At 54.8% G+C, this 11,992-nt stretch carries 10 protein-coding genes; 1 reads left to right on the forward strand and 9 read right to left on the reverse strand.

Translation table 11 applies throughout. The features are described 5' to 3' along the window. Positions 1-58 precede the first annotated feature (58 nt). From AACY82_RS05830 to AACY82_RS05860, 7 genes are all read right to left on the reverse strand, one after another. Positions 59-2,431, reverse strand: a complete 2,373-nt coding sequence (locus AACY82_RS05830; protein ID WP_339615842.1) for a glycosyl hydrolase family 18 protein — start codon at positions 2,429-2,431, stop codon at positions 59-61. A gap of 746 nt (positions 2,432-3,177) precedes the next feature. Next, positions 3,178-3,900 carry a UbiA family prenyltransferase gene (locus AACY82_RS05835; RefSeq protein WP_339615843.1) on the reverse strand — a complete coding sequence of 241 codons (723 nt, stop codon included), beginning with the start codon at positions 3,898-3,900 and terminating at the stop codon, positions 3,178-3,180. Then, positions 3,884-5,293 (reverse strand): nucleotide pyrophosphatase/phosphodiesterase family protein, encoded by a 1,410-nt coding sequence (locus AACY82_RS05840; protein ID WP_339615844.1) that lies wholly within the window; start codon positions 5,291-5,293, stop codon positions 3,884-3,886. Before AACY82_RS05840 ends, AACY82_RS05835 begins: the two co-directional genes overlap by 17 nt. Positions 5,294-5,347: 54 nt before the next feature. Next, the gene (gene eboE, locus AACY82_RS05845; protein WP_339615845.1) at positions 5,348-6,457 is read right to left on the reverse strand and encodes a metabolite traffic protein EboE; all 1,110 of its coding nucleotides are present in this window, start codon (positions 6,455-6,457) and stop codon (positions 5,348-5,350) included. After that, positions 6,445-7,596, reverse strand: coding sequence for a 3-dehydroquinate synthase (locus tag AACY82_RS05850; protein WP_339615846.1), 1,152 nt, complete (start codon positions 7,594-7,596; stop codon positions 6,445-6,447). Before AACY82_RS05850 ends, eboE begins: the two co-directional genes overlap by 13 nt. 11 nt (positions 7,597-7,607) lie before the next feature. Continuing rightward, on the reverse strand, positions 7,608-8,504 hold the full coding sequence (locus AACY82_RS05855) for a TatD family hydrolase (protein ID WP_339615847.1): 897 nt from the start codon (positions 8,502-8,504) through the stop codon (positions 7,608-7,610). Beyond that, positions 8,501-9,412, reverse strand: coding sequence for an EboA domain-containing protein (locus tag AACY82_RS05860; protein WP_339615848.1), 912 nt, complete (start codon positions 9,410-9,412; stop codon positions 8,501-8,503). The genes AACY82_RS05855 and AACY82_RS05860 overlap by 4 nt, the downstream gene beginning before the upstream one ends. A 186-nt stretch (positions 9,413-9,598) precedes the next feature. Between AACY82_RS05860 and djlA the strand changes: the two genes are divergently transcribed. After that, a complete protein-coding gene (djlA, locus tag AACY82_RS05865; protein ID WP_339615849.1) occupies positions 9,599-10,396 on the forward strand; it encodes a co-chaperone DjlA in 798 nt (265 codons plus the stop codon). A 79-nt stretch (positions 10,397-10,475) separates the two neighbouring features. On the opposite strand, the gene AACY82_RS05870 is transcribed toward djlA, so the two are convergent. Together AACY82_RS05870 and AACY82_RS05875 are read right to left on the reverse strand one after the other, a co-directional pair. Further along, the gene (locus AACY82_RS05870; RefSeq protein WP_339615850.1) at positions 10,476-11,021 is read right to left on the reverse strand and encodes a ferritin-like domain-containing protein; all 546 of its coding nucleotides are present in this window, start codon (positions 11,019-11,021) and stop codon (positions 10,476-10,478) included. Between the two features lie 42 nt (positions 11,022-11,063). Continuing rightward, entirely contained in the window at positions 11,064-11,735 is a 672-nt protein-coding gene (locus AACY82_RS05875; RefSeq protein WP_339615851.1) for a BON domain-containing protein, read from the reverse strand. Between the last annotated feature and the right edge of the window lie 257 nt (positions 11,736-11,992).

The raw sequence follows: 11,992 nt of genomic DNA on the forward strand, positions 1-11,992 counted from the left end.
TTAGTAAAAAAAACGGCGGCCTAGGCCGCCGTTTTTTATGTTGCTAGCCATGTGGCGTTTAGTTGCTAAGGCCGCTATCAATGGCGTTAATTAATTCACCATTGCTTGTGTCGCCGTTTAGCTCCCAAAAGAACGCGCCGCCCAAGCCTTGCTGCTTAACGTACTGCATCTTGCCGTTAATGGTGGCAGGGGTGTCGTAGCTCCACCAGTTATTGCCGCACTTGGCGTAAGCTGTACCGGCAAAGGTTCCGGTCACTGGGCAGGTGTTTTTAAGAACCTTGTAGTCCTCAATGCCCGCTTCGTAGGTGCCGCTGGCTGCGCCGGTTGCGGTGCCGCCGGGGGCGGCTTGGCTGACGCCGGTCCAACCGCGACCGTAAAAGCCGATACCCAGCATGATCTTCTCGGCGGGAACGCCTTTGCTCTTCAACACTTCAATGCCGTGGTTGGTGGTAAAACCTTCCTGCGGAATGCCATCGTAGGTATACAAAGGTGAGTGGGGCGCGGTAGGACCTTGCTTATTCCAAGCGCCAAAGAAGTCGTAGGTCATGATCATATAAAAGTCGAGGTACTGCGCTGCACCGCCATAGTCAGCGGCGTTGATCTTAGCCTCGCCTGCACCGATAGCGGACGTTACAAGAGCGTCTTGACCAAACTCTTGCCGCAGAGCGCGCATCAAGTTTTTGTAGCCGTCAAAGCCGCTGTTGTCACAGGTTAGGCCGCATTCGTTAGGGTATTCCCAGTCGATGTCGATCCCGTCGAATACATCCGCCCAGCGTGGATCTTCGACTAAGTCGTGACACGATTGGGCAAACTGCTGAGCGTTAGCGGCGGCTTGCTCAAAACCACCAGACCAAGTCCAGCCACCAAATGACCACACCACTTTAATTTGTGGGTACATGGCTTTTAAACGACGTAACTGACCAAAGTTGCCACGCAGTGCGCCAGCATCCCAGGTATCGCCAACGCCGTCGACACTCTCGGCCGCGCTATAAGCTTTGTCGTAATCGGCGTACGAATCGCCCACCACACATTTGCCGTTTTGCACATTACCAAAGGCGTACACAATGTGCGTTAGCTTTTCGGCTGAGCCGCTGGTGTGAATATCTTTGACGTGGTAATCGCGATCGTAAACACCCCAGTTGGTGAAATAGCCAATAACTTTATCGCCATGAGTGACGTCAACCGTGCCTACCGTAGCGGTGGTGGTAACGCTGTCGGTGGCGCCTTCGTCATCGGTAATGGTTAGCGTAATAGTGTACTGGCCATCGCTGGTGTAGCTGTGGCTGGGGTTGGCGGCCGTGCTGCTGTTGCCATCGCCAAAGTTCCAGCTGTAGCCGACAACGTTGCCATCCGGGTCCGCGCTGCCGGCACTAGACAGGCTAATACTGGTGTTAGCGTCGGTGTTAAACGGGCCGTTAATTTGCGCCACGGGCGGTTGGTTTTGGTCGGCGGCCACCACGGTTACGTTGGCGCTGTCGGCATCGGTGGCACCGGCATTGTCGGTAACCGTTAGGGTGACTTGATAAGTGCCCGCGTCGCTATAGCTGTGAGATGGGTTGGCGGCGGTGCTGGTGGTGCTGTCGCCAAAGTCCCAACGGTAGGCGCTGATGCTGCCGTCACTGTCGCTGCTACCATTACTGCTAAAGGTAATGCTGCCGCCGGCGCTGCCCGAGTAGGGGCCATTGGCTTGCGCGGTGGGCGCTACATTGGTGTTTGGGTCGCCACAGGAGTCTGTTTGGCTCCAGGCGTCTTGCCAGTGGGCGCCATTGCCAGGCTCGTAGGCCCAACTTGCGGATGACGAGCACCAGCCGGCGATGTCACAGCGATACGCTTGTCCGGCGTTTTGCACAATGTCACCGGCGGCGTATTGGGTGCCGGCCATATAGACAGCAGCATTACAGTCGTTTGGATCGCCCGGGTCGGCGCTGATAGTGGCACTGGTACTGGCGCTGGCGCTGGCGCCCTCGTTGTCGGTGACGGTGAGCGAGACGCTGTAGTTACCGGCCGAGGCGTAGCTGTGTGATGGTGAGGCTTGCGTGCTGCTGCCGCCATCACCAAAGTCCCATGCGTAGCTGGCGATGTTACCGTCGGCGTCGCTCGAGCCGGCGCTATCGAACGCAATTGTGCCGCCAGGCATACCGCTGTAGGGGCCATTAACGCGGGCGAGCGGCGCTTGATTGGCGTCCGGATTAGAGCCATCACAGGTGCCGAGGCTGGACCACTGTTGGTACTGGCCAGAGTTGCTGCTCGGATCGTCGCCTTGAGTCCACCAGTTAGCTTGGTAGGCCTCGCCACTGTGCTGTACTTGTGAGCTGCCGGTGTAGGCGGTTTGCGCGTTCCAGCTATCGAGATTAGTGCAGGTGTAGGCTTGGGCGCTTTGTGCCGCGATAGCGGCCACAGAGCACAAGCCAATGGAGTGCAATATTTTCATGGGGTTATCCCTGTTATGTTGTTGTATGGGCGGTCGCAATTGATCGCTCCCAACATAAGGGCTCGATACACAACCGCTGGCAGTGCCGCTGCTCGTCCTGCAGTAGTGACACTTTTTACCTCAGCGCTGTCCCCGTAGATTTACCCGGAGTTGTGCATCCCTGTTAGACAACGTTGTCACATTCTGCCGTAAAACCCTATACCTCGGTCAATAAGTGGTCGGTTAAAGTGTGACCTTGTTAAAAACTGTGATAAAAATAAGCCGGTTAGATCGAAAAATAATCATGTTTGGCATGAAAACACTTATTTTAATTACCTGGATTCCCGGTTTTTAAATCTTTTATTCCATATAATTATTATTTATTGGATAGAGCCTGCGGACCTTAAAGCAATCGCGTTAGGTGCGCTGGCGGTTTAACGTGTTTTAGACAGAGGGCAAATCGCGCCATGTGACGATAGGAGGGCGTCGGTACTGAAAAGGCTGTTTGAGGTTGGACCGGTATGCGATATAAGCGATTTTATAAAAGCCGCAAGGGCGAAGTGGGGGCTGAAGCTCTGGTGACTCTTTGCTTAAAGGTTCTGTTAATGGTTGCGCGCGCCAAGGCTGTGGCGATTTACCCCGGTGCGCTCGGCAGCCCAAGTAAGCAGCAGAAGGCACCAGAATTGATGGTTTGGGTGCGGAGGTTAGCTCACACGCATTCCCTTTGTTTGACTATTATAGTGCGATGTAGCGTGGCACTGAGTGGGCTAGTCACCTCGCACATAGCGTTGCCCCCAGCGGGTTAATACCACCGTAGCGATACCGGCAAGTAGCCACACAGGGGAAAGCAGTAACGCTAATGCGATACCGTCCACTAGACCCATACCGGCAATCATCCATGGAATAACAGGAAACCCGTAGCCCTGGGGACGCTTGTTTTCGGCTCGTGCCACCACCGTCACTAGCAGGGTGTAACCGCATTGAATAAGCCCCAACAGGACCACCGCTTGAGTGGCAGAGCCGGCAATGGCGAACGCGGCCACCAAATAAACCCCAAGGCGCGTACTAGCCATGAGTGCCACAGTGCTCCAGTGGCGTTTATGCCATGCATCGTAGGCGACAATAAGCGCGAGTAATCCGCCCGCCGCCAGAATGCCGCGAGCGTTGGGGGTAAACCACAGCAGAATAAAGCCTGCGCTAAACAGAGCCAAAGACAACGTAAGTACGCTGCCAGCTTTGATACTGCCTGCGGGAATAGGACGGTAAGGCTGACGTTCGGCGTCCCAATGGCGGTCGCAGTAATCGTTAAGGCTCATGCCGCCTGCGTAAAAGCACGACAATGCCAGTAAAACCAAACCACAAGCGAGGATGGGAAAACCTGTCCCCAAAGCCGCACTGGTTAGCGCAATACTGGCAATAGCATTCATCCATACGGTGGGTAGGTTACTGACGCGGCCGAGTTTTAGGGCGGTGTTAAGCGTCAGTGGCATGGTCTTGCTCCGTCGTAGAGTGAGTTTGTTCATTAAAAATATGCTGCAAAATTAAATCGCAGACATCGGTGGCGTGTACTTGATGATCGGGTAATAAATCGGGCGCGGTGCTCATCAATACCGGGGTGGAGTAATCGCTGCCATCGTAGATACCATGCGAGCCTTTTACCTGGGTTGGGTCGGTTGAAATCACATCCAGCACATAGCGCATCCCCATTTTCTTTTGTGCCAAGCGGCGGGCCACTTTAAGTTTGGGGAATTTCAAACGCGGGTCAAGAAACAGCTCGCAGGGGTCAAAGCCCGGCTTGCGATGAATCTCCACTTGGTGGGCAAAGTCGGGTGCCTGGGCTTCGTCGTTCCAGTAGTAATAGGTAAACCAACTATCCGGCTCGGCCAGCAATACCAACTCGCCAGCGCGTTCGTGATCGAGCCCGTATTCGGCGCGCTCGGCCCCTTCTAACACTTTTGCCACGCCCTCAGTGTTGGCGAACAATGCTTTAAGCTCGGCGATATCCGCTTTAGCTTGCACATACACATGAGCAATTTGATGATCGCTCATGGCAAAGGCGCGGCACGTGTCAAAGTCTAAATACTCGCGGCCCAAATCTACCTTAAGCGATAGCTTGCCGGCCTCGCGTAAGATGCGGTTGGGGTGCACGGGCCGCGAGACGGGCACAATGCCATATTCGGATAACAGTATTACTTGGCAATTGCGCTTGCTAAAGTAATCCAGTAACTCGCCCACTAAATCGTCAATTTCTTGTAGGTCTTTGGCGATGTCGCCATCGGGCCCGACTTTTTGTAGGCAGTAATCCAAGTGTGGCAAGTAAACCAATTGCAAGGTGGGCTCGTGCTCGGCCTCTATGTGCATAGCGGCATCGGCAATCCAGCGGGTGGATTTAATGCTAGTGGCCGGCCCCCAAAAATTAAACAGCGGGAAGTTGCCAAATTTTTTGCTGAGGGTTTCGCGCAGCTGTAACGGATAGGTGTAACAGTCGGGTAGCTTGCGGCCATCGGCGCAGTACAGTGGTCGCGGCGTCAAGGTGTAATCGGCATCGGTGGCCATGGCGTACCACCAAAAAGTATTGCTGCAGGTAAAGTCTTTATCGCGCGCGCGCGCCATATCCCAAATCTTGGGGGCTTGAATTAGTTTGTTACTTTGGCGCCACAGCCAGACTTCATTTTGATCGCGAAAGTACCAGCCGTTAGCGACGATACCGTGTTCGCTGGGCAGCTTGCCGGTTAAGTAAGTCGCCTGTGCCGAGCAGGTAACCGCGGGTGTAACCGGCTTAATGGTGGTGCTGCGGCCAGCGAGTTTGTTGATGTTGGGGGTGTGCTCACCCAAGAGTGCGCGGGTCAGGCCGACCACGTTGAGAACGACGGTTCTTTGCATTTTGGGGCCTCGTGTTGGCAGTAAATGTTGCGGCGACTATTTAGACAGCTGGATTCAGTGTAGCAGCGCTTTAACCCAAAGGAGTTCTCGCGCAATGCTAGCACTGACCGTGTCGGTACGCAGGTGCTCGGGGATGGCGGCAAAGCTATAAGTTTCAACTTCGAGTGGCGTGTTTTTATCCAGTAACGGCAGCAGTGCTCGCAAAAAGTCTTGGGTGGTGCCGCACTCGCCGAGGTGCTCAAGAAAAATAGGAATGTGAAAATGTACCCGGCACTCATCAAAACGCTGTCCTTGTTGCAGCGCATTTTTAAAGTCGGATAAGTCGGTAAAGCGGTGTAGCCGTCCGCTTTGTGGGCAGTGCGCGACCGCTTGGTGTAAGTACACCGGCTCGTCAAAGTTGAGTAGTTTTGCGATCTCGTCGCCAGTGGCTTTTAGGGCACTGGATACCTGCACCTTGCCAATGGGGATCTCTTCGTCGATAAGGCGCTGTAAACACTCCTGAGCATCTTCAAACTCTACCGCTTGGTGGCAGCAGTCAAAGCACAGGCCGACGTGCTGACGCAGGCGCTCGGGTAAGCGCAAGCGTTTAAAAAAGCCAATGGCTTCGTCGGTGGTTTCGAGTACGCACATGGGCTCGGGCTCAAGCGAGAGCACCAAGAAAACTCCGGTTTGTTGGTAGAGCTGGTAGTAGTGTTCGGCTACCTCGCGCACATTGGCGCAGGCGATCTCCCACTCGTGTTCGGCTGTCTCATCAAACGCGGGTTTAAAGGCAATGGGGACGGTGGAAATAGAAATACGTTTAGCGTGAGGCTCAAGCTTTACCGCCAAATCTCCCAGTCGTTTGCTGTAGTCGACACGGTCGCTGGTGCGCCAGTCGGGTAGGTAAACGTTTTCTTTTACGCGGCGGTTGTGAAACGTGCCGTAGGGAAAACCGTTGATGGTTAATAAGTAGCAGTTGTGTTGTTCGCACCAAGCGCGAAACTCGGCGATCGCTTGCGCGTCGGCCTCAAGCGCGGCTTGCTGGGCAATGCGCAGCCCGAGAGGGAAGGGGGCGCTGGAATTAAGCTGCGCTTTTACCTCCAGAGCGTGACTGTCCAGGTTGTGCATTACATCGGCCCAGTGCTCGCCCGGGTGAATGTTGCTGCAATAGGTCAGCTCGGCCATGTGCCCTCCAGCAAGTGCTGGCGGCAGCGCTCCATTAACACGTGGTCAATTTCATCAACCTCTTGCGCGGCCCCTTCGCAGGTGAGCAGGGTAATGCACAATTTGCCCCCTAAGTGCTCGCGAAAATCTTGCAGTGCCTTATTAATATCCAGCGACTCGAGCGCGGCGTGGCTCAGGGTAAAACCAACGCCCTCAAGGGTGGCACGAATGCGGTTGAGCGAGTCGATACTGATCATGCCTTTGAGGTGCGAGTAGATTGAATCGAGCGCGATGCCGATGGCGACGGCCTCGCCGTGACGCAATTCACTGGCCGAGATTTCCTCTAATCGGTGTGCGCACCAGTGACCAAAGTCCAGCGGTCGGGCACTGCCTTGCTCAAACGGATCGCCACTGGTGCGAATATGGTTTAAGTGCAGCTCGGCGCAGCGGGTAATCATGTACTCGGTGGGCTCGGCATTAAACGCGGCTAAGCCTTCGCGGTTGTCGTGCAGCCAACTAAAAAATTCGCCGTCGCGAATGAGTGCGACTTTAATGGCCTCGGCAATGCCCGATACTTTATCGCGCGCCGGCAGAGTGGCTAAAAAATCAAAGTCGTTAATCACCGCAAAAGGCGCAGCAAAGGTGCCTAAATAATTTTTCCGGCCACGATAATTAATGGCATTTTTTACCCCGATACCGGCGTCGTTTTGCGCCAGCACGGTGGTGGGCATACGGATCAGCCGAATGCCCCGATGGGCTGTTGCGGCGGCATAGCCAATGGCATCGACCACCGCGCCGCCGCCGATTACCAACGCAAAACTGTGGCGATCGATATTTTGTGTTTGCGTGCGCAGATAAAACTCGTCCACCTCGGTTGGCTCGGACTTACTGATCTCGCCGCCGCGCACAATCAGCGGCGGCTCGATCAGCTCCAGCGCTTCGCCGTGGGTGTCGGCGTACAGCTGCAAGCGGTCGACGATATCGGGATGTGCCTCCAGCACATTTTGATCAATGACCGGCAGCACTCGGTGCGGCCCGTCGCCAGCGCGCTCGACAATATCCCGCAGCAACGGGTTTTCGGGCGCGAGGGTATCCCGGTCGAAGCAGACCGGGAACTGGTAGGTCATGGTAAAGCTTTGATCAATCTGTCGCACGGGCACGCTCTTTTTAACTAGTTTTTAACAGGCTCGTCGATACGGGGCTGCTGGCCTCGTAGTACGGAGTTATCGCTAAACGATTGCGATTGGTCGATCACGGCGTCCTGCATGAGTGCCTCGACGTCGATCTGTCCGGATTGTGCATAGGCCTCCAGTGCATTGCCCCAGCAAGTCAGTTCGATAGCGGCGGGGTCAATGCCGCGCTGTTTCATCAAATGGGCTGTTTTGGGGACTGACAGCGGATCGCTTACGCCCCAATCGGCCGAACTGTCGACAATAATGCGCTCGGGGCCGTACTGACGAACAATCTCGGCCATCCGTTCAGAGCCCATTTTGGTGTTGGGGTAAATGGTAAAGGCGGCCCAGGCTCCGGCGTCGAGCACGCTCTGTACTGTCTCTTCGTTGTTGTGGTCGATCACCAGCTTATGCGGTGGCACGCCCATCTCAAGCGCGACATCGATGCTGCGAATAATGCCGTTCTTTTTGTCGCGGTGGGGTGAGTGCACCATCACTACCATGTCGTGCTCGACCGCAAACTTAAGTTGTGCTTGGTAGATAAACTCTTCGGCGGGGGTGATTTCGTCATAGCCAATTTCGCCAATTGCCACCACACCTTCTTTTAATGCAAAGTTGGGTAAAAGCTCCAATGCCTCGCGGGCAAGGCCCTCATTGTTGGCCTCTTTAGAGTTAATGCCGATGGCGCAGTAGTGGGCAATACCAAACTGTGAGGCGCGAAAACGCTCCCAGCCGACCAGACTTGAGAAGTAATCGACAAAGCTGCCCACGTTGGTGCGCGGCTGGCCCATCCAAAAGGCGGGCTCGATAATGGCGCGAATACCAGCGGCGGCCATATTTTGGTAGTCGTCCGTGGTGCGGCTGGCCATATGGATATGCGGGTCAAAAAATCTCATGTTTCACTCTCGCTTTTGTCTGTGACTAGACGGGCAAATTGTGCCTGATCAAACTTACCCCCTAGGGCCGCATCGATAGCGTGTGCGACGTCGATATCTGACTCGGTTTCGGCCAGACGTTGTACTTGCGTGTGTTGCTCGGCCCGCGCCAGGCCCAATACGATCGCCGAGCGGGTCACGCTGTCGGCGTCGGGCCAAAGGCGCTCGGCCAGTGCGAGGCTGCGCTCGGCGTGACTGGAATCCAAACACAACCATAAGTCGTGGGCAATGGTACGCCCGGCGCTTTCGCGCTCATCGGCTAAATCCAGCGCGATACGGGTTAGCTCGGCGCTGCGGCGCTCGTCCAAGCCGATGATACGGTGTAAGGGCAGCTCTAAAAAGAGTGTCTTAATGACCAGTTGGTTCCATCCGGTGTCGTCAAAATGCTTAACCGGGTAGGGGTTATCCAGCGCTATGGCGCTGAATACGCTTAGCATATTGCTGCGGCAACCCTCGCCCGCACGCCAGACAAACCGCTCGGCGGCCGGTAACAGTGCCAGCGCGCGATACAGCGCGCAGGTTTCGCCCTCGTCGGCATAGACGAATAGCGACTCAAAATCCTCGGCAAAACTCGCCTCGCCGACATCCTCGCGGGCGCAGATCAGGGCAACCCGCAGCAGTTCTAGCAGGTTCCAGTTTTGTGCTCGCCAGCCGGGCTTGGCGCTCTCGCAAGCGGCCAGCTCAGCCTCGGTTAACCTCAGTGGCACCCGCTTGGCGTGGCGGCTAGCCATTGATATAAGCGCGGAAAAGCGCGAGCGCTCGACGCCGGCGGCCACTTCTCGCTGGGATTTTTGCCAGAAGTCGAGAGCGGCATCGCTAAGGCGTGGCTCAAGCAGTTGCGCGAGTGTTGCTGTTGTTTGATCGTTCATAGAAATTCGCTATGTTATTAGAGCGTCGATTATACGGAATCGCCCTAGGGTTATCGAGTTGCTCGGGCGAAGGCGGGCCGCTGTTGCGGCAAGTGGGGCGCGCTCTGTAAAGATTTGTTGCACGCGTTTCGACCTTTATTAATGGTAAGCTTGCAACCTACAAGTTGTATTGGAGCAGATTAAAGCATGATTGGTAAGATAATTGGTGGTGTCTTAGGTTTTGTGGTCGGTGGCCCCTTGTTGGCGATGCTGGGTGTGTTTATTGGCCATATGTTCGACAAAGGCTATCGCAACCAAGCCCGTATGGCCTCTCCAGAGCAGCAGGCGATTATCCGTCAGTGCTTTTTTGAGACGACTTTTACCCTGTTAGGGTACCTTGCCAAGGCCGATGGCCGGGTGAGTGAAGATGAAATCGCGCAGACTGAGCAGTTGATGACCCAAATGGGGCTCTCGCCCGATCAACGCCGGGTGGCCATTAACTTGTTTAAAGAGGGGGCGGCGGCCGATTTTAACCCCGAGGCGACTTACTCGCAATTTCGGGCCAAGTGCGGCAATAACCGTAATTTGGTGCAGATGCTGCTGTCGTATCTTGTGAACCTCGCGCTGGCCGACGGTCAGTTTGACGCCAATGAAGAACGGGTTCTGCGTGAAGTGGCTGCGGCGCTGGGTATTAGCGGTTTTGCCTTCGAGCAGCTGCTGCGCATGATTAAAGCGCAACATTCGTTCTCAGCCGGTGGTGGTTATCAATCAGCCGGTGGTGGGCAGTCTCGAGCGGGTGATTTAGACAACGCGTATGCGGCACTCGGAGTCGAGTCCAGCGCCACAGATGCCGAAGTGAAAAAAGCCTACCGAAAATTAATGAGCCAGTACCATCCCGATAAACTGGCAGGTCAGGGTTTGCCCGAAGATGCGGTGAAGGCCGCGACTGAACGTGCGCAAGAAATACAGGTGGCCTACGATATAGTTAAAAAATCTCGTCAGTAACGCTTGCTCAAAAGCGGTGAGCGGTTAGTCTTTCCGTTCACCGTTCACCGTTCACCGTTCACCGTTCACCGTTCACCGTTCACCGTTCACCGTCGATATGCTCAATTAAGTCGACCAAATCATCGGCGTGTTCTTCCTCTTTTGCCAGCAGTTCTTCCAGAATCCGGCGTGTGGTCGGGTCTTTTTCGCCGACATAGTTAATCATTTCTCGGTAGCTGCTGATGGCAATGCGCTCGGCCACTAGGTCTTCTTGCAGCATTTCCAGCGTGTCGCCACCGCTGTGATAATCGCTATGGGCACGTTTTGATAGCTCATCGGGATTCATCTCGGGTACGCCGCCGAGTTGCGCAATACGCTCGGCCAGCTGGTCGGCGTGCTCTTGCTCCTCTTGGGCGTGCTCCCAGAATTCGGCCGATGCCACTTTGGCGCCGCGGCCATGGGCGGTGTAATAGTGCGCTTTATAGCGCAGCACACAGATAAGCTCGGTGGCGAGCGCTTCGTTGAGCAGATCGATAATCTTATCTTTGTCTTGGGTAAAGTCTTCGGTGACCGCCCCGTTCATCATGTGCTTGCGTGCGAGTGCGCGACGGTTGTCCAGATCTTTGATAAATGCACTGTGTGTCATTTGGCTGCCTCTCGGTTGTTTCGTTTTATAAAATCCAGTGGCCTATGGCTCAATGGTTAATTGGTTGTGTACTTTTTCGATGTCGGAATGTTTGGTGACCATCGCCTCGGCCAATTTTAATTGCGCTTCGTTGGCAACGGAGCCCGACAGGGTTACCTCGTTTAAGTAGGTATCGACATTAATGCCAATACCGTTGAGGTTGGACGAAGCAAGCAGCTCAGTCTTGATTGAGGCGGTGGTCGACATATCCGAAAGGTATTCGGAAAAATCACGACCTTGTTCTTCGTCGGTGTTTTTTGCCAGCGAGTTGTCGATGGTGATCTCATTGGCGACTTTTTCGACGCCTTCTATACCCATGGCGACATTGGTCGCAAGTTCTCGGTCGATCTCGTTGGCAACTGCACCAGTAAGTGTGGCGGTTGAGGCGGTCACTTTGGCGGTAATGTTAAAGGGGTTTAAATGCTCGTTTAACGCAAGTACCGCGCCGAGCCGTCCTTCTACCCAGCCATCGCGAAATGCCTCCTGTTCTGAGTCCCAGCTCTGGCCTTGATCTTGGCTAAACTCGGCCCAGTACTCATCGGCACTGGGTTTATCCGCGTAAGCGCTTTTGCCGTTGGCGCCAATGGCCGTTGAAACCGAAAATGCAGTGACCAACGCGACTGAGGTAACGGGGGCAATCATATGATGCAGTGAATGTTTTTCCGGGCTGTTCATGGGGTAACTCCGCTATTAAACCTACTGTTCGTCGATAACACTGACGGGGCGATTCTTTTGCTTACTTAACCTTAATGGGTGGGACGTATGCGTAAATCGTGCCAGTAGGGCTGTTGTGTAAAAAAGCGCACTCTTACATATCGCGTAAAAGCCTTCGGGCGCCGTCTATATAAGAGGTGCGCAGCCGGTATGGCCGGTGCGGCTGCTCTGTTTGTCAGAGCGTGCGGTCGCGCTTTACGGCGCTTACCTGAAATCGT

This window comes from uncultured Gilvimarinus sp., from assembly GCF_963972205.1.
Taxonomy (GTDB): Bacteria; Pseudomonadota; Gammaproteobacteria; order Pseudomonadales; family Cellvibrionaceae; genus Gilvimarinus; species Gilvimarinus japonicus.